Annotated in this window: 26 protein-coding genes; 23 read left to right on the forward strand and 3 right to left on the reverse strand. The window is 39.5% G+C overall.

All coding sequences use genetic code 11. The features are described from left to right. Positions 1 to 148: 148 nt before the first annotated feature. The 12 genes from trxA (at position 149) to V7D18_RS05850 (ending at position 8,239) form a co-directional block, all read left to right on the forward strand. On the forward strand, positions 149 to 460 hold the full coding sequence (trxA, locus tag V7D18_RS05795) for a thioredoxin (protein WP_426152332.1): 312 nt from the start codon (positions 149 to 151) through the stop codon (positions 458 to 460). Between the two features lie 103 nt (positions 461 to 563). Then, a complete protein-coding gene (locus tag V7D18_RS05800; protein ID WP_426152334.1) occupies positions 564 to 2,129 on the forward strand; it encodes a putative bifunctional diguanylate cyclase/phosphodiesterase in 1,566 nt (521 codons plus the stop codon). Continuing rightward, complete coding sequence (locus V7D18_RS05805) at positions 2,126 to 2,710, forward strand: class I SAM-dependent methyltransferase (RefSeq protein WP_426152336.1); 585 nt, start codon at positions 2,126 to 2,128, stop codon at positions 2,708 to 2,710. Before V7D18_RS05800 ends, V7D18_RS05805 begins: the two co-directional genes overlap by 4 nt. Before the next feature lie 135 nt (positions 2,711 to 2,845). Continuing rightward, positions 2,846 to 3,208, forward strand: coding sequence for a NifB/NifX family molybdenum-iron cluster-binding protein (locus tag V7D18_RS05810; protein WP_426152338.1), 363 nt, complete (start codon positions 2,846 to 2,848; stop codon positions 3,206 to 3,208). A 19-nt stretch (positions 3,209 to 3,227) separates the two neighbouring features. Further along, entirely contained in the window at positions 3,228 to 4,055 is an 828-nt protein-coding gene (locus V7D18_RS05815) for an ATP-binding protein (protein WP_426152340.1), read from the forward strand. Next, complete coding sequence (locus tag V7D18_RS05820) at positions 4,049 to 4,894, forward strand: ATP-binding protein (protein ID WP_426152342.1); 846 nt, start codon at positions 4,049 to 4,051, stop codon at positions 4,892 to 4,894. The genes V7D18_RS05815 and V7D18_RS05820 overlap by 7 nt, the downstream gene beginning before the upstream one ends. A gap of 48 nt (positions 4,895 to 4,942) precedes the next feature. Beyond that, on the forward strand, positions 4,943 to 5,299 hold the full coding sequence (locus V7D18_RS05825; RefSeq protein WP_426152344.1) for a NifB/NifX family molybdenum-iron cluster-binding protein: 357 nt from the start codon (positions 4,943 to 4,945) through the stop codon (positions 5,297 to 5,299). A 78-nt stretch (positions 5,300 to 5,377) separates the two neighbouring features. Continuing rightward, positions 5,378 to 5,686, forward strand: a complete 309-nt coding sequence (locus tag V7D18_RS05830) for an ARMT1-like domain-containing protein (RefSeq protein ID WP_426152346.1) — start codon at positions 5,378 to 5,380, stop codon at positions 5,684 to 5,686. Continuing rightward, the gene (locus V7D18_RS05835; protein ID WP_426152348.1) at positions 5,683 to 6,255 is read left to right on the forward strand and encodes a damage-control phosphatase ARMT1 family protein; all 573 of its coding nucleotides are present in this window, start codon (positions 5,683 to 5,685) and stop codon (positions 6,253 to 6,255) included. Before V7D18_RS05830 ends, V7D18_RS05835 begins: the two co-directional genes overlap by 4 nt. 4 nt (positions 6,256 to 6,259) lie before the next feature. Continuing rightward, positions 6,260 to 6,736, forward strand: coding sequence for a DUF134 domain-containing protein (locus V7D18_RS05840; RefSeq protein ID WP_426152350.1), 477 nt, complete (start codon positions 6,260 to 6,262; stop codon positions 6,734 to 6,736). A gap of 139 nt (positions 6,737 to 6,875) precedes the next feature. Beyond that, a complete protein-coding gene (locus V7D18_RS05845) occupies positions 6,876 to 7,367 on the forward strand; it encodes a flavin reductase family protein (protein ID WP_426152352.1) in 492 nt (163 codons plus the stop codon). A 29-nt stretch (positions 7,368 to 7,396) separates the two neighbouring features. Continuing rightward, on the forward strand, positions 7,397 to 8,239 hold the full coding sequence (locus V7D18_RS05850) for a P-loop NTPase (protein WP_426152354.1): 843 nt from the start codon (positions 7,397 to 7,399) through the stop codon (positions 8,237 to 8,239). Positions 8,240 to 8,302: 63 nt separating this feature from the next. Here the strand turns inward: V7D18_RS05850 and V7D18_RS05855 are convergent, their stop codons facing one another. Next, complete coding sequence (locus V7D18_RS05855; protein ID WP_426152356.1) at positions 8,303 to 9,301, reverse strand: lipocalin-like domain-containing protein; 999 nt, start codon at positions 9,299 to 9,301, stop codon at positions 8,303 to 8,305. A 166-nt stretch (positions 9,302 to 9,467) separates the two neighbouring features. Between V7D18_RS05855 and V7D18_RS05860 the strand changes: the two genes are divergently transcribed. Then, positions 9,468 to 10,079, forward strand: coding sequence for a TetR/AcrR family transcriptional regulator (locus tag V7D18_RS05860; RefSeq protein WP_426152358.1), 612 nt, complete (start codon positions 9,468 to 9,470; stop codon positions 10,077 to 10,079). Between the two features lies 1 nt (position 10,080). On the opposite strand, the gene V7D18_RS05865 is transcribed toward V7D18_RS05860, so the two are convergent. Continuing rightward, positions 10,081 to 11,637 (reverse strand): PucR family transcriptional regulator, encoded by a 1,557-nt coding sequence (locus tag V7D18_RS05865; RefSeq protein WP_426152360.1) that lies wholly within the window; start codon positions 11,635 to 11,637, stop codon positions 10,081 to 10,083. Between the two features lie 146 nt (positions 11,638 to 11,783). Here V7D18_RS05865 and V7D18_RS05870 point away from each other — a divergent pair, with 146 nt between their 5' ends. Then, entirely contained in the window at positions 11,784 to 12,758 is a 975-nt protein-coding gene (locus V7D18_RS05870) for an NAD(P)H-dependent flavin oxidoreductase (protein ID WP_426152362.1), read from the forward strand. Positions 12,759 to 12,830: 72 nt separating this feature from the next. Beyond that, positions 12,831 to 13,382 carry a hypothetical protein gene (locus V7D18_RS05875; RefSeq protein ID WP_426152364.1) on the forward strand — a complete coding sequence of 184 codons (552 nt, stop codon included), beginning with the start codon at positions 12,831 to 12,833 and terminating at the stop codon, positions 13,380 to 13,382. Between the two features lie 67 nt (positions 13,383 to 13,449). On the opposite strand, the gene V7D18_RS05880 is transcribed toward V7D18_RS05875, so the two are convergent. Beyond that, entirely contained in the window at positions 13,450 to 14,445 is a 996-nt protein-coding gene (locus V7D18_RS05880) for a lipocalin family protein (protein WP_426152365.1), read from the reverse strand. Between the two features lie 203 nt (positions 14,446 to 14,648). On the opposite strand from V7D18_RS05880, the gene V7D18_RS05885 reads away from it, so the two are divergent. The 8 genes from V7D18_RS05885 to V7D18_RS05920 all read left to right on the forward strand — a co-directional run bounded on the left by V7D18_RS05885 (position 14,649) and on the right by V7D18_RS05920 (position 20,355). Continuing rightward, positions 14,649 to 14,957, forward strand: a complete 309-nt coding sequence (locus V7D18_RS05885) for a phosphoribosyl-ATP pyrophosphohydrolase (protein ID WP_426152367.1) — start codon at positions 14,649 to 14,651, stop codon at positions 14,955 to 14,957. Positions 14,958 to 14,972: 15 nt separating this feature from the next. After that, positions 14,973 to 15,371, forward strand: coding sequence for a hypothetical protein (locus V7D18_RS05890; protein WP_426152369.1), 399 nt, complete (start codon positions 14,973 to 14,975; stop codon positions 15,369 to 15,371). 232 nt (positions 15,372 to 15,603) lie between these two features. Further along, the gene (moaC, locus tag V7D18_RS05895) at positions 15,604 to 16,092 is read left to right on the forward strand and encodes a cyclic pyranopterin monophosphate synthase MoaC (protein ID WP_426152371.1); all 489 of its coding nucleotides are present in this window, start codon (positions 15,604 to 15,606) and stop codon (positions 16,090 to 16,092) included. Further along, positions 16,089 to 17,069, forward strand: a complete 981-nt coding sequence (gene moaA / locus V7D18_RS05900) for a GTP 3',8-cyclase MoaA (RefSeq protein WP_426152373.1) — start codon at positions 16,089 to 16,091, stop codon at positions 17,067 to 17,069. The genes moaC and moaA overlap by 4 nt, the downstream gene beginning before the upstream one ends. A 13-nt stretch (positions 17,070 to 17,082) precedes the next feature. Further along, positions 17,083 to 18,027, forward strand: a complete 945-nt coding sequence (locus V7D18_RS05905; protein WP_426152375.1) for a molybdenum cofactor synthesis domain-containing protein — start codon at positions 17,083 to 17,085, stop codon at positions 18,025 to 18,027. Between the two features lie 43 nt (positions 18,028 to 18,070). Then, the gene (locus tag V7D18_RS05910; RefSeq protein WP_426152377.1) at positions 18,071 to 18,982 is read left to right on the forward strand and encodes a substrate-binding domain-containing protein; all 912 of its coding nucleotides are present in this window, start codon (positions 18,071 to 18,073) and stop codon (positions 18,980 to 18,982) included. Between the two features lie 16 nt (positions 18,983 to 18,998). Continuing rightward, entirely contained in the window at positions 18,999 to 19,685 is a 687-nt protein-coding gene (locus V7D18_RS05915) for an ABC transporter permease (protein WP_426152379.1), read from the forward strand. After that, on the forward strand, positions 19,669 to 20,355 hold the full coding sequence (locus V7D18_RS05920; RefSeq protein ID WP_426152381.1) for an ATP-binding cassette domain-containing protein: 687 nt from the start codon (positions 19,669 to 19,671) through the stop codon (positions 20,353 to 20,355). The genes V7D18_RS05915 and V7D18_RS05920 overlap by 17 nt, the downstream gene beginning before the upstream one ends. The last annotated feature ends 4 nt before the right edge of the window (positions 20,356 to 20,359 follow it).

Consider the following 20,359-nt stretch of genomic DNA (forward strand, 5'->3'; position numbering starts at 1 on the left):
TTATGATATTATAGTACCATCAATCATTACAGAATGCAAGAAAAGTTTAAAAATACCTCCGTGACATCATCACAGAAATAAAAATAATTATGAGTTAGAATAACATCATCAAGAACATGTTTGGTTTCAACAGAAAGGAGAATATACGATGAGTGTATTAAAAATAACGAAGGATAATTTTGAAAAAGAGGTAATGCAGTCAGATAAACCAATTCTACTGGACTTCTGGGCATCCTGGTGCGGACCATGCAAGATGGTGGGACCCATTGTAGAGCAGGTGGCTGAAGAGACGGCTGATGTAGCCAGAGTCGGTAAGATTAATGTAGATGAGGAACAGGAGCTTGCCCAGGCATTCAAGGTAATGAGCATTCCGACTTTAGTTGTGATGAAAGATGGAAAAGTGGTAAAAAGCACAGTTGGAGTACAGTCAAAGCAGACGCTTTTATCAATGCTCCAGTAAATAATAAAAGGCAGAGGCTGGAATCTCTGTCTTTTATTCTATGCGCGGCCAGGGATGATTCAGGCCGTATACATTAATATAAAAAATAAGATTGGGCGTTCCTATGATGCTGCTTAAGAAAAAATTAAACCTGAAAATAAACCGCTTACCAATTCAGATGGTACTGCTTATCTTGATCATTGTGGCAATGGCAGAGTTTATTTCCGTATCATTTATTATTATGAATCTGCTGAGAAAATTAAATATCAGTCCGGATAATGAAAACATACAGCTGTTTATGGTAAAAATAGTATTCATAAATATCAGTATGATTTTACTGTTCGGGCTTATTGTGATGCTGGTATCCAGGATATTTAAGAAAATTAATAATTATGCTTTTTACAGCTGTACAACAGGACTGCCGAATAAAAATTATATGATGAATAATTTAATCAATGAAATTTCTTCAGACAGGGAGTTTGCAGCTTTAATCAGCCTGGATATGGATGATTTCAAAGCGGTCAATGATACATTAGGCCATCTTGCGGGTGATGAATTACTAAAGCTTGCGGGTGAGAGGTTTGAAAATGTGGTCGGAGCGCAGGACTGTGTATGCCATATTGGGGGAGATGAATTTTTATTTTTTATTAAATCTGTCAGAAATCAGGCTCAGACGGAGCAAATGGCTAAGAAAATAATGGGTTTATTTTCGGAACCATTTTACGTGAATGGCAGTAAGGTTGACTACGTGAGTGCAAGTCTTGGCATAGCACTTATGCCAAAGGATGGAACAGATTTTCAGACCCTGTATAATTGCAGCGATGATGCCATGTATATGTCGAAAAAGCTTGGAAAAAGCAGCTATACGTTTTATGACGAGAATATGAGCCTGAATCTTTACGAGGAAACAATTAAGAAGAAGGAGATAAAAGAAGGGATTAAACAAAAGGAATTTAAAGTCTACTACCAGGCAAAATATTCGAAAGACGGACAGCTTACCGGTGCAGAGGCATTGGCAAGGTGGGTGAAAGAGGACAAGACGGTGATCCCCCCGTCAGAATTTATTGAATTTGCAGAAAAAAATGGTCTCATTGTGGCAATAACGGATCTGATTGTGGAAGAAGTATGTACGGATATTCTTTCCTGGATAGAAAAGGGAGAAAGTGATTTTATTATTTCAATTAATATTACATCCCAGCATATTACCAACAGGAAACTGATCCGAAAGCTGGTGGAAAAAATTGACTCTTTTCATGTACCGGCGAAGTATCTAGAATTTGAGATTACAGAGTCAATGGTTATAGAAGATTTTAATAAAGCGGTTGAAAACATTGCACTGCTGAAGTCGTATGGGATCAGGGTCAGTATGGATGACTTTGGTACCGGGTACTCATCCTTAAATTATTTAAAATCTTTGCCGATTGATATAATAAAGATTGATAAATCATTTATTGATTCTGTCAGTTACAATGAAAAAGATAAGGTGCTTTTGGAAAATATCATTCATCTGGCCCATGGATTTCAGCTGAAAGTCATAGCAGAGGGAATAGAAAATGAAGATCAATTAAAGATATTAAAAGAAATGCAGTGTGATATGTACCAGGGATATCATTTTGGAAGACCGGTTAATAAAGGTGATTTCGAAAAAATATTTCTGGAAAACAGGAATAAGATGGGAGCAAATCTATGACACATAAATATAAAGTAATAAATAAAAGTAAACTGGACAGTCCGAAACGCAGAGAGGTATTGCCTGCCAAAAAGATTCTGGAGGTCTGTGGCATTAATAAGTCGGATATCGTCGCTGACATCGGCTGCGGAATCGGTTTTTTTACATTCCCGTTATCTGAGGCAGTTGGGGATGAGGGGACTGTTTATGCTCTGGATATTGAAAAAGAGATGCTTGATGACGTGGAAGCAGGAATGCTGGAACGCAATATTAAAAATGTGCGTCCAATTGTTACGCAGGAATACAAACTGACTTTGAAGGATGAATCCGTTGACGCAGCCTTTTTATGCACAGTCATGCATGAGGTGAAGATGCGGCAGAAGTTTTTAAAGGAAGTAAACCGTATTCTGTATCCGGACGGACGGATTATTATCGTTGAATGGATCAAAAAGGACAGTGATTTCGGGCCGCCGGCTGATCACCGGCTGGGTTCGGATGTTTTAAAGAGAAATCTTCAGAAAACTGGTTTTATTGATATACAGATCATGGATTTTAACGAATATTTTTATATTGCCAGTGCAAGGAAGAGAGAAGAAGGTTGAGACACATTTTGTGCCTCAATTTTTTTTGCAGAAAGCATTAAAACAAAAAATAATTATGAGCATTTGACAATAACTCGCCAATGTAGTATTATTTAATTAGCATATGCTCATAATGAGAAAAGAGAGGTAAATGATATGAAGATAGCAGTCTCAGCAACTGGTCAAAATCGGGAAGACATGCTGGACAGAAGGTTTGGAAGATGCGATTATTTCCAAATTTATGACACCGAAACAGAAGAATTTCATGTAATTTCAAATAAGGGAGTATCTGCTGGAGGGGGTGCTGGTATTGCTTCAGCAAGCCAGGTGATGGAAGAGGGGATCACTGCAGTTATAACAGGGAACCTGGGACCGAATGCATTTGAACTTCTGGAAAAATCGGGGATCAAGGCTTATAGCTGTGAAGAAATTCCTGTAACCGGTGCAATAGAACGGTTTCAAAAAAATCAGCTGTCAGAGATTGCTTTGGCCGGAAAAGCCCATCATGGAATGAATTAAGGGTTTATAGGAGAATGGCATGAATATAGCAATACTTAGCGGTAAAGGTGGAACAGGGAAAACAACAGTGAGCACCAATCTTTCAAAGATTTTGGGGATCAGCTATGTGGACTGTGATGTAGAAGAGCCCAATGGATTTCTTTTTATGAAGCCCTCCATTACAACGCAGGAGACCGTATTTACCCAATTCCCTGTCATAGATCCGGAAAGCTGTACTCTTTGCGGAGCATGTGCAAAAGTATGCCAGTTTCATGCACTTGCAAAAGCAGGAAGAGAAATTGTGGTTTTTGATAAATTATGCCATAACTGCGGGGCATGCAGCCTGGTTTGCGGGTCAAAGGCATTAACGTATCAAAAGCGTCCCATTGGAATTGTGGAGCATGGGCTGGCAGAATCCATTCTCTGCAGCCGGGGAGTGTTAAATGTGGGGGAGCCAATGGCGGTGCCGGTAATCCGTGAGCTGTTAAACGGACTTTCAGATAAAGACCATCTCATTGACTGCCCTCCCGGAACCTCCTGTAATGTTGTGAATTCATTAAAAAAAGCAGATGCGGCGGTATTAGTGACAGAACCATCGGAATTTGGTCTTCATGATCTTAAGATGGCGGTTGAACTTGTAACTCTTTTCCATATCCCTTACGGAATCATTATAAATAAGGATGACAGCATGGAAAATAGGATAAAAGATTACTGCAAAAAGGAAGGAATCCCCCTTCTTGGAGTCATTCCCTACAGCAGGGAAGCTGCCATGCTGTATTCCAAAGGGAATATGCTGTGTGAAAGTGAGAGTTACAGAAAGAATCTGGAAGAGATCTCTTTTCAGATAAAGGAGGTTTTCTCATGGTAATATCAGTACTGAGCGGTAAAGGCGGAACCGGGAAAACAACTGTGGCAGCAGCACTGTCTGAATTAGCACAGCATGTAACGCAGATCGACTGTGATGTGGATGCACCCAATCTTTCTCTTTTTCACCGGGGGACCGATGTGGAAAGAAAAAATTTCTATGGAAGCATGAAGGCCCGGATTAACAAAGATCTTTGTACCTTTTGCGGGCGCTGTGAGGAGATCTGTAAGTTTGGAGCAATCAGGGATTTAACAGTAAATCAATTTCAATGCGAGGGCTGCGGTGCGTGTACGCTGGTTTGCAGTCAGAATGCAATCTGCCTGGAAGAGGAAAAGACAGCGGACACCTTTCTTACTGAAACAGGAAAAGGAATTATATCAAGGGCAGAAATGGAAATTGGAAGTGATGGCTCCGGAAAACTGGTGACACAGCTTAGAACCAATGCAAAGAAGATTACACAAAAGGATAGTCTCCAGATTATTGATGGTTCACCTGGAATTGGCTGTGCTGTGATTGCTTCGATCACAGATACGGATGTTGCCCTCATTGTAACGGAACCGACCAGATCCGGCCTTGATGATCTGAAAAGAATCCTGGAATTATCGGAACATTTTGAAACACAGGTCCTGATTTGCATAAATAAGTACGATATTAATCTGGATATGACTGCTCAGATTAAACGCTTTGCAGAAGAAAAAAAGCTTTTCGTAGCGGGGGAAGTACCGTTTGATCCCCTTGTGATGAAAGCGGTTAATGCTTTAAAGCCAATTACGGATTTTGAGGAAAGTACGGCCAGAAAAGCAATAGAAGACATGTGGAATTTTATCACGCATGTGATATAAAAACTGGTAACTATAAAATGATTATATAAATGAAATGGAGGATTCAAAATGAAGATAGCAGTAGCAAGTGAAGGCACAATGGTGAGCGGACATTTTGGACATTGTCAGGGTTTTACAATGTATGATGTTGATCATAAGGAAATCAAGGGTAAAACATTTTTACCAAATCCAGGTCACAAGCCGGGATTTCTTCCCGTATTTTTAAAGGAGCATGAGGCAGAAGTTATTATTGCCGGTGGAATGGGGGAGACCGCACAGACACTTTTTAACGAAAACGGCATAGAAGTGGTGGTTGGTGCGCAGGGAAATATGGATCATGCAGTAAAACTGTATCTGGAAGGCAATCTGCAGTCTAGTGGAAGTATTTGTACAGAACATGCCCATGAAGGTCACTGTAATGATTAATAAGTAAACTGGATGCAGGAAAATGGGAGAATATCTGTTATAATGACAGTAAGTCATGAAAGAAACGGGGGAAATATAATGGAATTATTAATTGATTGCATCCCATGCCTGCTGCGCCAGTCTCTGGAAGCGGCCAGAATGGCGACGGACAGGGCTGAAAGTCATAATAAAATCATGAAAGAAACCATAAAACTACTGTCAGACTATGAAAACTATAAAAATTCACCAGAGCTTGCAAGGGAAATACATAAGCTTGTGAGGAATGAGACGGGCAGTCAGGATCCATATCTGCAGGTAAAACAAAGAGATTTGCAGGCTGCAGAGAATTTATACCCATATTTAAAGAATTTTCTCCAAAGTAAAAAAACAGTATTTACTGGGCCTTGAAAATCGCAGCAACCGGGAATAATCTGGACTCGGCTGTTTACAGTGATCTGGAGCTGGAGACATGTGTAGGGAATGAACTGGAAAAGGAGTTCTCCGTATGCGATCTGGATGTATTTACTGAAAAATTACATAGGGCAGAAAATATACTGATTATTGGAGACAATACTGGTGAAACAATATTTGACAGGGTTATGCTGGAGAGTTTTCCTGACGTTACAATTACCTATGGCGTGAGGAATGAACCGATTATTAACGATGTAACAGAAAAAGAAGCAATTGCATCGGGACTTAATACGATAGCCCGCGTTGTTTCCACCGGCTGCGGCGCACCTGGAGCAATTCTGTCTGATTGCAGTGATGAGTTTGTTGACATTTACAATAAATCCGATATTATTATTAGTAAAGGACAGGGGAATTTTGAAGCGCTTTCGGAAGAACAGGGGAATCTGTTTTTCCTCCTGAAAGCAAAGTGTCCGGCGATAGCAAGGAAGTTTCATGTAAATGTCAATGATTATGTCTTTTGCTTAAGACAGAATAAGCCTGTAAAAACGGGTGTGAAAGAATGGTGATTCGATGGCAAGACCAACAAAATGGAGAAAAATAGAGCACGTTCCAGTCGTTCCGTATTTTGTTCCCTCAGAAACGGAGGTAGAACAGCTGCCTGAAAATATTTTAAAATTAGAGGAACTGGAAGCAATCCGGCTGAAAGATTTAGAGGGGCTGGAGCAGGGGGAGTGCGCACAGAGAATGGAGGTTTCAAGACCTACTTTTCAGCGTATTTTACTTTCTGCCAGGGAGAAGGTAGCGGACAGTCTGATACATGGGAAGATGATCCGGATCGAAGGCGGTAATTTCACACGGAATATCTGTCCGATTATCTGCAAGGATTGCGGGAAAGAGTGGAAAGAAAGCTTTGAGAACCTGGATGCGATTAAGAGCGGAGCGTATGTGTGCCCGGATTGTGGTTCTGTCAATGTGATTTGCCAGGCTGGCTGCAGGAATAAGTTTTGCCGTAAGAACTGCTGGCGCCATCGGGATATTGATTATTAAAGTAAAAGTGTCTGAATGCACAGTTCATAGCTGTTGCAGTCAGACACTTTTTTTGACAGATATTGACATATGCTCAAAATGGGATTAAAATGTTTTAATGGGCATAAGATCAAAAAACAAATAAAAAGGAGAATTCATCATGATAAAGAAGGAAGCAAATAAAAAGGGTTCACTTTGGCCTGCACCCAGGGTTTTGGTTTCCTGCCGGGGATTAAATGGAGAGGATAACGCTTTGGCTGTAGCTTATTGCGGGAATTGCAGCTATGCACCGCCAATGATAATGGTGGGCATTGTCCCAACCAGATACTCTTATAAAATGATTAAGGAATCAGGGTGTTTTGTGGTAAACATTGCAGAAAAAGATTATCAGGAAGTATTTGATTACCTGGGAAGCGTAAGTAAGCGGGATGCGGACAAACTAAAGGATAAGAATGTCAGAATAGAAAATGGAAAAGTTGTGAATGCTCCTATCTTAGCAGACTGCCCTGTCAACATTGAGTGCACCGTGGTTGATTCCATAGTAACCGGTTCCCATGAAATGTTTGTTGGAAAAGTTGAGTATGTTCATGCGAATGAGAATTTACTAAATGAAGATGGAAGCATTGATTTTTCGAAGATCCAGGTAATATAATTTTGAAACAATAATAAGGAGTAAAGAATATGAGCGAAAATTCAAAGGGTTGTTCAGACAGCAGTTGTACAAAGGAATCCTGTGAAGGGTGTGAACACAGCAAAGAAAGTATGCTGGAACAATTAAACCAGTACAGTTCCATAAAAAATGTAATTGGTGTAGTGAGCGGAAAAGGCGGTGTGGGAAAATCATTTGTAACAGCCATGCTGGCAGTCCTGTTAAATAGAAAAGGATACCGTGTGGGTATTTTGGATGCAGATGTTACCGGCCCATCCATCCCAAGAATGTTTGGAATAACGAGAAAAGCTGCCGCAAATGAATTAGGAATACTTCCGGAATTAACGGTAAATAACATAAAAATAATGTCAGTGAATCTGCTGCTGGATAAAGAAGATTCTCCTGTTGTATGGAGAGGTCCAATTCTCGCCGGTACAGTAAAGCAGTTCTGGACTGAGGTCGTATGGGAAGAATTAGACTATCTTTTGATTGATATGCCGCCAGGAACCGGTGATGTTCCTTTAACAGTATTTCAGTCCATTCCGCTGGATGGAATCGTGATTGTTTCCTCCCCCCAGGATCTGGTTTCCATGATTGTGAAAAAGGCTTATAACATGGCTAAATTAATGAATATTCCTATTCTTGGATATGTGGAAAACATGAGTTATGTAAAGTGCCCTGATTGCGGAAAAGAAATACCAATATTTGGACAGAGCAAGCTGGGGGATATTGCAAAAGAAACCGGCGTTGATATACTGGGGAGAATACCCATTGATCCAACGCTTGCAAGCCTGGTAGATAAGGGAGAGTTTGAACGATTTTCCTGTGATTATTTAAAAGATGCAGCAGATCAGATAGAAAAAATGCTTCGTTAATGAATGAATGTAGATAAATGCAGGCTGACCCATTTCATCCATAGTCAGCCTGCTTTCTATCATTTAGATCTCGCCGCACACGTCTCCAATCATTTCTACATCAACGATCCTGTCTATTTTTTCTTCTCTGTATGTTCCGGTTATGTGATAGAGACACTGGCAGCCGGATAATAATTTGATTTCATGAACGAACTCAGCTTCCTGTCCCTCGGCAAGACTGGTAAGTGTTGCATTAAAATCTTCTGAAGGGATAGTGATGTTTATGGTATTAGGATATGAATGTCCGGTTTTCCTGCTTATCCAGATATCATCATATGAAATATCTATTGATGCATTTGTCATAACACCATCCTGATGCAAAAATGTTCCAAAGGCGAATCTTTTATCTGAGGAATAAATATCCCAAAGCGATACGGCCCCCCGATTGTTCTGCAGGGGTGATAAACCAATCCACAGCCAGCTGTTTTGACCCGGAGCAAATGTTAAGTCAGAAGGACGGCTTGCAGGAATACCGTATTGTCTGTCGAACCATGCGTGGGCATTCTTTATTTTATATTCATGGCCCCTGAGAATAAACGTGCCTTCCATTTTCATCTGCGGAAAGGAGTATTGATAGGAGCCGGTGTTTCCGATTTCAATCAGACCGGTTCCGCCATTATACAGAATTTCACCATTGGGTATGAAAGTCATATGAATTTCATTTTCATCTATGATTAAATCAAGAGACATGTGGTTCCCATCTCCGATTAGATCGCCCCAGGATGAGTAGCAATGCATACAATCAGAGTCAAAGCCGTTTTCTTCATTTACAGAAGAAAGAATGCGGTTATTCAGCCAGATATGATCGGATGCATTCATTAAAAGACTTTCTGCACTGACCTTTTTTTCATTTCCATAGGCTTGTAACATCTGATGCCAGGTAAAGCCCAGCTGCTTTCCATCCGCTTCAAATTCCGTTTTGATATACCAGGAATCAATCTGTGCGTGCGGTAAGGGCTTAAGATCTTCTGACGGGTTAACTGACATGGGAAAGCCGCTGTTGTTCATTGAATTTTTTTTCATAAGAATACCTCTTTTCTGATATTTTTATTGACATTGTATAAAATGCTTTTAATATAAAAATATAAACACTGTGTCGTATTTCTTGAAATCAGTATAAAACAGCAGATAGGAAAAAGCAATTTACAATTATAGACAATATGTCGTATTTTGAAAAGAGGAGAACGAGATGCAGATATATGAAAATGCAAGAGAAAAAACAAGAAAAAAAATTGTTGAAGCGTTTTGGCGGGCATATAAAAGAAAGCCAATTGAAAAAATTACAGTAAAAAGTATCACCGATGACTGTCAGATGCACCGGGCTACTTTTTATCTGCATTATAAGGATGTATATGCCGTTTTAGAGGAAATAGAAGATATGCTGATTCAATCACTGGAACAGATCAGCAGGGAATACTTTGAAACAGCCCGGGATCTTGATAATTACGCCAAGGCACTTTTTAAAATATTCCACGACAATGGGGATTACCTTCATGATCTTGTTATTGAAAATAAGCAGCCTCTTTTTGCATTAAAATATAAAAACAAACTAAAAAGTATATTCCCTAATGTATTCCGTTCAAAAAGCAATGACTCCAAGACTAATTTAGCAATTAACATGACGATATCTGTTTTCGTTGATATGTTTATACAATGGGCAGATACCGATGTATTTTCTGCTGAAGAAATGCTCAGTATGACAAAAGGGTTTATGGTGAATGGTATTTTTCCTACCTTGCTGGAGGATTTTGAAATTGAGCCGGTGATTGACCTCCGCAGCGACAGATACAGGATAACTTAGATTATTTCTCCGGTGCATTTTCCAAAAAGGATATAATTTTGAACGAAAGCAGTAAGCTGAAACGGTATTGGACGTCATCCAAATCATGGTTTAACAGCTCCTTAATCCGGTTGATTCTGTAGATTAAAGTATTCCGGTGAACATGCAGGACTTCAGACGTACGGGCAAGATTTCTTTCATGATTCAAAAATTCATACAGACTGCTGGCATAAGAGGTACGATTCAGCTCATCGTAATGAAGCAGATTTATAAGGTCTTCGTTGCAAAGCAGTCTTAGATCCGTATGATGAGAAGCAATATCTATCATATGCTCCGTTATAAATTGGTTATAAAATGCCAGGTGGCTGGTCTTCGTCAGCCGGCGGTTTAAGTCCAGTGACGTAACTGCCTGTTCAAAATACAATTTCAGCTTTGATATATCATGAAAACATTTACTGATACCGGCAAAGAGTCTCCGTTTCTGGCAGAACTGTTCAATCTTGCCAATCAGGGTATCGGATATGGAATGACCGCTTTCAAGCATGATAATTGTAACGATATAGTTATCATAAATAAAAGAGGTTCCCTCGTTTAACGTTTTAACCAGAGAATTTTTTAAATATTGTATGGTTCTGTGTGTCTGATCGTATTCATTAATATCAATCGTGATGATAAAAATATTGTCAAGAATGGTTATATTAAGAGTCTGAAGCCTTTCGTATAAACTGTCTGCGTAAATTACACCATTTAATAAATCATTAAAAAAATGCTCATAAGCAGCGTTTTTTGACTGTATGGAACAGGTTTCTGATTTCATTTTTAAAGTAATCACATCGGAAAGCATTTTAACCAGCTGCATGTCCACATCCTGGAAGGGTTTCTGGATTTCAAAGACGACGATCGTTCCGGCTAACTGATTATTAATAAATATATGTTCAATAATCCTCCGGTATTTAAAATCTCCTTCCGGTAATAAAATGGGTTCTGTGTAACTGATATTTTTTTCATATACCATCTGCTTTGTAAGCAAATCCAAAGAGGTATCTGAAATATAACCTCCGTTCTTTTTCTGATCCAGCCATACATAATCTTCAAGCTCGATGTCTGAAGAAATTGCTATATGCTTCAGTATTCCGTTCATAAGAATAAGCGGATTATTAAAAAAAACGGCTGCCACATCACAGATTTTTTGAATGCTATAATTTTGAATCACGGCTTCATACAGCTTTTCCGTAAAATTTTTAAGGTGTATCTCTTCCTGAAATAAAGCATTGATGGCATTGTATGCCAAAAAAGGATCCGTATCCTTAGGAAGCCTGACTATGCCTGCAATAGTAAGAGATTCATCTGAAAGAGGGATGTCTTCAATACAGATTATTAGCATCGGTGATTGAACCGCCTTAATATCAGGAGTAAATTGAGAGGCGTATCCAAGATAAAGAGATTCCCCTGCACTGTAGTCCGTACTTCTGGTAAAGAAGGTAATCGATTCTGCAGGGATAGAGATCATTTTGTTATTTTGATAAACAGGCTGGAAGGGGGAGAGCTGTTTTATCAGTTTTTCAAGTGTAAGTAACATAATTAGGTCTCCTTACTTGTATGAAGTATCTAAAAATGATAGACATTTTGAGTTAGTTCAAACGAATACTTTTCTATATTGTGCTGATATAATCATTATACACGAAAATGATAGAATGCAATAATAAAAGAAAAAGAGGTACAAAAATGAAGAATAAAGTATGTGACATTTTAGGCATTCAATATCCAATTCTGCAGGGTCCAATGGCATGGGCTTCCGACAGCAGACTTGCGGCTGCAGTTTCAAACGCTGGTGGCTTAGGCATCATGGGAATTGGATTTTCCCCGGTGGAAATTTTTAAAGCTGAAATTAAAAAAGTAAAAGAATTGACCGATAAGCCCTATGGCTGCAATCTGATTACCGCAGTTCCTTATGCAGATGAGCTTTTAGATGTAATATTGGAAGAAAAGGTACCGGTTGTAGAATTAGAGACAATGCGTGAGTTTTATCATACTCTGCCAGAGTATACAAAAAAATTAAAAAATGCCGGAGTTATTCTGATCGGCAAAACGGCATCGGTTGAAGATGCAGTGGTTTTTGAAAAGGCTGGAGTTGACATTATCTCTGTAAAAGGGGCAGACGGCGGCGGACATATATACGGATTTACCGGAACCTTTTCATTGATTCCTCAGGTTGTTGATGCAGTAAATATTCCGGTAGTCAATTCAAGCGGAGTAGGTGATGCCAGAGGAATTGCTGCTTCTTTTATGCTTGGAGCAGACGGTGTGGAAATCGGAAGCCGTTTTTTACTGGCAGACGAATGCAACGTTCATGATAATTATAAAAAAGCGATTATTGAATCAAAGGAAGGTGATACTGCAATCACGGGTGCTTCTGTGGGGGATGCAGTCAGAGGACTTGCCAATAATCTGACAGAAAAAGTACTGAAAATTGAAAAGCAGTATGAAGGTAAGGAAGCTGCTGAAAAAATCCAGGAATTATGCTCCGGATGTTTACGCAAGGCAGCTGTAAACGGCGATGTAATGGAAGAAGGAACGGTAGTTGTAGGTCAGATTGCTGGAAGCCTGAACAAAAGAGAGAGCGTGGAAATGATCATGAAAGAACTGGTTACCCAATATGAGGCAATCATCGCAAATCTTTTGAAATATAATTTCCAGTAATAGAGGGAATATACTATTCTTTTAATGAATAAATGATGGATGGGATAAATTGTGCCAAGAGAAGACTGTTCAGTGAAAAGAAAGCATAATCAACAGTTAAAAAGAGATCAGATATGGAATGCGCTTATTATATTACTGGAGAACAGACCCATTGAAAAAATCTCCATACAGAATATCTGTGATACGGCGAAGATTCACAGGACTACTTTTTATAATCATTTTTATGATATTTATGATTTGCTGGGGTATGGTACAGAGCAGATGGTTTCGGGATTGATTCCGGAGGATATTCTGGAATTTAATACCGATGCCATGTCTGCCAACATTACTCATTATATCAGCAGGTACCGGAACGTACTTGCTAATATAACAAGAGCGGGTTTAAAGGATCATTTACTTTCCATAACAGATGAAGCATTTGAGAACTATCTGTATAAAACAATTGCAGCAGCAAAAGATGCTTACTCTTTAAACATTCCAATCCATGTGACAGCCAAATTCTACTGTGCGGGCTTATCCCAATTATTGTACTGGTGGGTCAGCAACCGGGATATGAGTGAAGAAGAATTAAAAAGCCAGGTTGATGAAATTATACAGCTGATAAAGCATAGCTGTATTAAGTAAGGAACCAATGAGGAAAAGCAGCATTGCCAATTCTACAGGAATTGGCGGTGCTGCTTTTTCTGACCGATTATTTAGACCAGTTTCCTACCAGCTCAACATATCCGTATCCGGTCACGTTTTCTTTGTGGTAAGTGCCGGTGACAGCGCTTGCTCCCTCGTATTTGTGCAGCATCGGAATCACAGATACAATTTCCTGCTGCTTCGGGGAGGGCGTTACCTCCAGGCGTGCCTCGTATTCCGGAAGTTCAATAACCCAGTGTGTCGGATAACACTGCCCGGATTTTTCACTCAGCCAGTAATCGGATTCTCCTTTGGAGAATGGCTCAGCATAGGTAACCGTCTGTGTTCCGTCCGGATGCAAAACAGTCGCCCATGAAGTTTCAACCTCATTGTTAACCCCACACCACAGGCTGATGATTTCGCCGTTGCTTAAATTTAAATCCATCCAGCTCCATTTGATATTGCTGTTATTACTATTTTCAATATTTTCCCACTGACGGTCAAACCAGGTAAGGCCGTTAAGCTGGTAGGTTTTGTCTTCCACAGTCACGGTTCCGTCCGTTTCCATTGCCGGAATGGAGTATTGATATACCGTCATGTTATTTAATGGGAAGCAGCCTGTACCGCCATTGTAAATCGGGAAGCCCACAGGCTTTAGTTTTACATTCAGTTCCAGGTTGGGAGCTGTGGCGTAAAGCTGCATTTCTTCTAAATTACCACGCATGAATCCATTGGGAACTTCAATATTAAATTCTGAGTCTGAAATGGTAACGGATGAAAGCGGATATACTTTGTCCTCTCCGTAATACCAGCCGGTAGTCTCATCAGTGAATGAGATAATAGACGCTATAAGCGGTTGCGTTCCGGGATTTTCAAGTGTCATCAAATGAAAAAGGTAATTTATTTTATGCCCTTCTGCTTGAAAATGCCCAATTGCAAACCAGGAGTTGACATTGTATTCCTTCTTATAGATCAGATCTTTTACCGGATAGACCAGTGGTGTTAATCCTTTTGTAGGTGTCTGCATATTTTCTAAAAGAGATTTTTTTGTTGATTGCTCCATTTCACTCGTCCTCTCATTGCTTTATATTTAGTCAGCGCTTAACTATGCACACATCTTATTTGATAAAGACTATAAAAACAAGAAACAGATTAGCATGCCTGTAGTAATTACTACAAAAGTTGTTTTCTGTAGAAATTTGTCTGCCTCTGGTAGTATAATAAAAGCAGTATAAAAGTGAATTTGAACAAGAAAGGAAGTAACAGATGGAAAAACATAATAAACTGGTAAGAGACAAAATCCCGGAACTGATTGAGAGAGAGGGACGTAAGGCAAAATATCATATTTTATCAGAGGAAGAATACCTGGCTGCTCTGGACGAAAAACTTCTGGAGGAAGTGGAAGAATATCAGGAAGACAAAAGTCTGGAGGAAATGGCCGATGTTCTGGAGGTTTTATATGCAATATGTAAGGCCAGGGGATATACAGAAGAAGAGCTGGAGGTAAAGAGGAGAGAAAAGTTTATAAAACGGGGGGGATTTGAAAAGAAGTTGTTTCTGGAGATATCAGAGTAAGGAGATGAAAGAAGGTTGAAAAAATATAAAACCAGCAGTGAAACGTCATTGGCATTAGGTGCTATATGCTGTTTGTTATTTATGAGGTATTATGAGAGGGTACTTTATTACCGTTATATAAATCTGATATTTGATACATTATACGGCTTTATAGCAATTCCACTTTTTTATTTTTTAATATCTGCTTGTCTTACAACTATATTTATTAAATCATTTAAGATTCAGATTTCTAAAAAAATGAAAATTTTTAAAATGATAAATACTTTTTTGCTAATAATATATATGATTGTACTTGCCTTAAGACTGTCTGGGAATATAACTATTGGAATCATTCCTTTTGTTTCAAAATATTGGTTTGTATTTATTGCCTGGGGCTGTATATTCACTATTGATTTTTGCATAGTAAAAAGATAGATTAACATAAAAAAAATAAATTAGTAAAATGTGACAAAAAAAACAAATAAGCGACATGTAAAACGATAATTATTGACAAAATAGTCTTTATAATATATATTTATTTCATAAATTGCATATTGTTTTTAGGGCATGAAATGATACACTTTAGTGATATCCGCAGGCGTTCAGCGTTTGAAAATTTACTAATTCACAGCTATTTTAAAATTCCAGAAGATGAGGTGGTAATATTATGGGAGAATGGACACACTTTGATGAACATGGCAATGCGGTTATGGTTGATGTATCAAAGAAGGATATCACTGTACGTACAGCAGTTGCAAAAGGTAAGATCATTGTAAATCCTGAGGTTATGGAGGCCGTTTTAAATCATACCGTGAAAAAGGGAGATGTTCTTGGGGTTGCCAGAGTAGCAGGGATCATGGCGGTAAAAAACACCTCTTCGCTTATCCCTATGTGTCATCCGCTTGCTATAAACAAATGTCAGATAGACTTTGAAGTAAGCAGGGAAACAGGGAGTATTAAAGCGATCTGCCTGGTTAAGTCGGAAGGAAAAACCGGCGTTGAGATGGAAGCTCTCACCGGAGTTACGGTAACTCTGCTTACCGTTTACGATATGTGCAAAGCAATTGATAAGAATATGGAGATAACAGATATTTTTCTTGAGAAAAAGAGCGGAGGAAAAAGCGGAGATATTTTCAACGGAAAGGACATGCGATGATTGACAGATGGGATAGAAAGATTGATTATATTCGGATTTCAGTAACAGACAGATGTAATCTTCGCTGTATTTATTGTATGCCAGAGGAGGGCGTTCCATCTTTACCCCATGAGGAAATCCTGACTTATGATGAAATCCTCAGACTTTGCAGATGCTTTTTAAAGTTAGGTATTAATAAAGTAAAGATAACAGGGGGCGAGCCGCTGGTAAGAAAAGATATTGCATCTCTCGTTGGACAGATGAAAACACAGGTTGGAATGAAAAACGTTACCTTAACAACCAATGGTCTGTTACTGGGGAAATATCTTCCTGATCTTGTGGCAGCCGGATTAGATGGGGTTAATATCAGTCTGGATACGCTGAATCCTTCAAAATATGAGAAGATCACAAGAAAAGATGCTCTAAATGAGGTACTTTCAGCAATACAGGATGCGCTTAATTATCAGAACCTGAAAGTAAAGATAAATTGTGTTCCGGTTCTTGATACAGACAAGGAAGATATAATAGAGATTGCCGGTCTGGCAAAGAATTCCAGACTGGGTGTCCGCTTTATAGAAATGATGCCGATCGGGCTTGGAAAAAACTACTCTTATTATAGTGAAGAGGACATCATTGCAATTCTGAAAGAAGCTTATGGTCCATTAGAACCAGTTGATACTGTTCTTGGAAACGGACCGGCCCATTATTATTCGGTATCCGGTTTTGAAGGGAAAATTGGTTTTATCAGTGCGATTTCCCACAAATTCTGCAACGAATGCAACCGGGTAAGGCTTACTTCCGATGGCTATTTAAAAACCTGCCTGCAATATGAACATGGAACGGACTTAAAAGCTGTTTTAAGAGGCAGCAAAGAGGATTCTTTTCTGCAACAGATGATTGAGCAGACGATTTATGAAAAGCCAGTCAGCCACAATTTTAAAGGGGACAATCCCCAGGGAACGTATGAACTCGATGGTATGTCAAAAATAGGAGGATAAGAAAAGAATACTTATGGGAAAAATAATCGCAGTCTGCATCAGTGAAAAAAAAGGAACTCAAAAGAAAAATGTACATTCGGCAGAATTTATAAAGGAATACGGAATAAAAGGAGATGCTCATGCAGGCAAATGGCACAGACAGGTCAGCCTTTTGTCCAATGATAAAATTGAAGCATTTAAGAACCGGGGAGCAGAAGTGGCAGAAGGTGCATTTGGTGAAAATCTTATCGTCGATGGTATTGATTTTCGTTCCCTGCCGGTAGGCACCAGATTTCAATGCAATGACGTTCTTTTAGAGCTTACCCAGATTGGAAAAGAATGTCATACCGGATGTGAGATCTATCACAAAATGGGAGATTGCATTATGCCAAGAGAAGGCGTATTTGCCCGTGTATTATCAGGCGGTATCATTCGGGAAGGGGATGATATGGTCGTATTGGAAGCTGCGGTGGAGAAAACGGAAACTGGTAAATTGCGGGTGGCGGTGATAACCTCCAGCGATTCCGGCTTTGCAGGAGAAAGAGAGGATATAAGCGGACCTGTTATATGCAGAATTGTGAAGGAATATGGTTATGAAGTTGTTCACCAGACGGTTCTTCCTGATGATATGACGATGTTATGCGACGAGATGAAATATATCTGTGACAATCATACCGCAGATCTTATATTAACCACAGGTGGAACCGGTTTCTCTCAAAGAGACTGCATGCCGGAGGCAACCCAAAAAGTCGTTGAACGAATGGTTCCCGGAATCCCCGAGGCAATGCGCGCCTATAGCATGCAGATGACAAAACGGTCCATGTTGTCAAGAGCTGCCTGCGGTATCCGAAAATCCACATTAATACTGAATCTGCCAGGCAGTCCGAAAGCTGTGGAAGAATGCCTTACCTATGTGATTACTGAACTTGATCATGGTCTGAAAATCCTGATTGGAACTGCTAATAATTGCGCAAGATAAGAAGGCGGCAGTTCATATATAAACGAAGAAAGGGATATAAAGGATGAAAAATAAAATTATTGCAATTTTTTCCTGTATTATGTTAATCACAGCCTTATCAGCCTGCAGCAATACTCAGAAGCAGAGCGATACCTCAAAAACGGAGGCCACCACAGAGAGCAGCGCAAAAAACACTTCAACTGAAACCCAGGCATCAGAAACAGCCGGGAAGGGAAAGATAATTCTGGCAACAACTACCAGCACACAGGATTCGGGTCTGTTAGATGAAATACTTCCGGATTTTACTAAAAAAACAGGCTGGGAAGTGGATACCATAGCAGTTGGTACAGGAGAAGCCTTAAAGATGGGCGAGAGCGGAGAAGCGGATGTTCTGCTTGTGCATGCAAAGGCAAAGGAAGAAGCTTTTATCGAAGCCGGACATGGTTTAAAACGTTTTGATGTTATGTATAATGATTTTGTAGTTGTTGGACCGAAGGGGAAAATAGAAAAGAATGGTGATGTTCAGGTGACTTTTCGGACCATATTTGATAATAAGGATGCCTTTGTATCCAGGGGGGATGAATCCGGTACCCACACAAAGGAGCTCTCTATCTGGAAAAATCTGAATATAACGCCTGGGGATAATCCAAATTATATCAGTGCAGGTCAGGGAATGGGAGCTACTTTGCTGATGGCAGAAGAAAAAAAGGCCTATACGCTTTCAGACAGAGCGACCTGGTTAGCAACTAAATCAAAGACAACCATGGATATTGTATGTGAAAAGGATAAACAGCTTCTCAATTATTATGGTGTAATCGCGGTAAATCCGGAAAAGAATTCTAAAATCAATGGGGAAGGTGCACAGGATTTCATTAACTGGATACTTTCAGATGATACCCAGAAGCTCATCGGAGATTTTGGTGTAAAAGAGTATGGAGAATCTTTATTTACTCCAAACGCGGCAGCAAATAAATAAAGAGGAGTCTGCATGAATGCAGTTTTGGACAAGTATGGGCATTGAAATAAATCAGGAAATCATGGATATTATCCTACTGACAATGAAACTTGCGATTGTCTCTACTTTTATCTCTGCCTTACTTGGTGTCCCGCTTGGTATGTTTTTAGAACGGGTTGATTTTTTCGGAAAAAAGGTAATGATCAGAATAAACCGGACATTAATGGGATTTCCGCCCGTGGTCGTGGGTTTAGCTGTTTATCTGCTTTTAATGAGAAGGGGACCCCTGGGCAGATGGGAGTTATTATTCACATTTCCGGCGATGGTCATTGCACAGACAGTGATCATCGCCCCTATTATCAGCGGGATGGTTTACACATCCTGTAAAAATATGGCGCCTCAGATAAGAAACTTCGCAATAAGCATGGGTGCTGACCGGTGGCAGACATTTGTGCTTGTGATAAAGGAAATGAAAAATGATATCTATTTTATCCTTATAACCGGTTTTGGACGCTCCATCAGTGAAGTTGGTGCTGTGATGATAGTAGGCGGTAATATAAAGTATAAGACAAGGACAATGACAACTGCAATATCATTAATGAGAAATAAAGGCGATTTTGGCGAAGCGATTACTTTGGGTTTTGTTCTGCTTGCAATTTCTTTTATAATCCAATGTTTTGTAGATTTTCTCAGAAGGTACGAAGAGAATGTTGAAAATAATTAAGCTGGAAAAAAAAATAGGTGACTTTCAGTTAAATGTGAATAATTTATGTCTGGAAGAGAAAAAAATACATGGTATCATAGGAAATAACGGAAGCGGCAAGTCTACACTGATTAAACTGATGACAGGGCTGTTAAAGCCCGATACGGAGGTAATGGATTTTGGCACATTAACGAAGCAGGATATTGTAATTACGGTACCAAGACCCTATATGCTTCATGATACGGTATATAATAATCTCACTTATCCATTAAAGATAAGAAAGCAGGTTGTTAAGAAAGAGACAATCATGGAATGGATAGACAGGTGCGGGCTTTCCGGCAAAGAAAAGCAATATGCTCCCAGCCTCTCCAGCGGAGAACGCCAGAAGCTTTCATTAGCAAGAGCATTGATCTTTGAGCCAAGGGTGATTTTTATTGATGAAACCATGGCTAATATGGATCCGGACAGTGTTGTACTGTTTGAGCAGATAATTTCTGAAATTCAGTTAAAGAAGCCGGCTACATGGATCATTGTAAGCCATCAGCTGACGCATATTTATAAGCTTTGTCAATGCATCCACTTTATGGACGCAGGAAGTATTCTCGCATCAGGAACTCCGGATGAGATTTTACTGAATTCTGATAATCCTGTTATCAGACAATATTTGTCAAAATATATGATTGGAAACTGAATCA

The sequence above is a fragment of the Lacrimispora sp. 38-1 genome (assembly GCF_049890855.1).
Taxonomy (GTDB): Bacteria; Bacillota; Clostridia; order Lachnospirales; family Lachnospiraceae; genus Lacrimispora.

Bases quoted from the DNA above. Each gene is read 5' to 3' on its own strand.
- trxA (WP_426152332.1), top strand. From the start codon at position 149: ATGAGTGTATTAAAAATAACGAAGGATAATTTTGAAAAAGAGGTAATG.
- V7D18_RS05800 (WP_426152334.1), top strand. From the start codon at position 564: ATGATGCTGCTTAAGAAAAAATTAAACCTGAAAATAAACCGCTTACCA.
- V7D18_RS05805 (WP_426152336.1), top strand. From the start codon at position 2,126: ATGACACATAAATATAAAGTAATAAATAAAAGTAAACTGGACAGTCCG.
- V7D18_RS05810 (WP_426152338.1), top strand. From the start codon at position 2,846: ATGAAGATAGCAGTCTCAGCAACTGGTCAAAATCGGGAAGACATGCTG.
- V7D18_RS05815 (WP_426152340.1), top strand. From the start codon at position 3,228: ATGAATATAGCAATACTTAGCGGTAAAGGTGGAACAGGGAAAACAACA.
- V7D18_RS05820 (WP_426152342.1), top strand. From the start codon at position 4,049: ATGGTAATATCAGTACTGAGCGGTAAAGGCGGAACCGGGAAAACAACT.
- V7D18_RS05825 (WP_426152344.1), top strand. From the start codon at position 4,943: ATGAAGATAGCAGTAGCAAGTGAAGGCACAATGGTGAGCGGACATTTT.
- V7D18_RS05830 (WP_426152346.1), top strand. From the start codon at position 5,378: ATGGAATTATTAATTGATTGCATCCCATGCCTGCTGCGCCAGTCTCTG.
- V7D18_RS05840 (WP_426152350.1), top strand. From the start codon at position 6,260: ATGGCAAGACCAACAAAATGGAGAAAAATAGAGCACGTTCCAGTCGTT.
- V7D18_RS05845 (WP_426152352.1), top strand. From the start codon at position 6,876: ATGATAAAGAAGGAAGCAAATAAAAAGGGTTCACTTTGGCCTGCACCC.
- V7D18_RS05850 (WP_426152354.1), top strand. From the start codon at position 7,397: ATGAGCGAAAATTCAAAGGGTTGTTCAGACAGCAGTTGTACAAAGGAA.
- V7D18_RS05855 (WP_426152356.1), bottom strand. From the start codon at position 9,301: ATGAAAAAAAATTCAATGAACAACAGCGGCTTTCCCATGTCAGTTAAC.
- V7D18_RS05860 (WP_426152358.1), top strand. From the start codon at position 9,468: ATGCAGATATATGAAAATGCAAGAGAAAAAACAAGAAAAAAAATTGTT.
- V7D18_RS05865 (WP_426152360.1), bottom strand. From the start codon at position 11,637: ATGTTACTTACACTTGAAAAACTGATAAAACAGCTCTCCCCCTTCCAG.
- V7D18_RS05870 (WP_426152362.1), top strand. From the start codon at position 11,784: ATGAAGAATAAAGTATGTGACATTTTAGGCATTCAATATCCAATTCTG.
- V7D18_RS05880 (WP_426152365.1), bottom strand. From the start codon at position 14,445: ATGGAGCAATCAACAAAAAAATCTCTTTTAGAAAATATGCAGACACCT.
- V7D18_RS05885 (WP_426152367.1), top strand. From the start codon at position 14,649: ATGGAAAAACATAATAAACTGGTAAGAGACAAAATCCCGGAACTGATT.
- moaC (WP_426152371.1), top strand. From the start codon at position 15,604: ATGGGAGAATGGACACACTTTGATGAACATGGCAATGCGGTTATGGTT.
- moaA (WP_426152373.1), top strand. From the start codon at position 16,089: ATGATTGACAGATGGGATAGAAAGATTGATTATATTCGGATTTCAGTA.
- V7D18_RS05905 (WP_426152375.1), top strand. From the start codon at position 17,083: ATGGGAAAAATAATCGCAGTCTGCATCAGTGAAAAAAAAGGAACTCAA.
- V7D18_RS05910 (WP_426152377.1), top strand. From the start codon at position 18,071: ATGAAAAATAAAATTATTGCAATTTTTTCCTGTATTATGTTAATCACA.
- V7D18_RS05915 (WP_426152379.1), top strand. From the start codon at position 18,999: ATGCAGTTTTGGACAAGTATGGGCATTGAAATAAATCAGGAAATCATG.
- V7D18_RS05920 (WP_426152381.1), top strand. From the start codon at position 19,669: ATGTTGAAAATAATTAAGCTGGAAAAAAAAATAGGTGACTTTCAGTTA.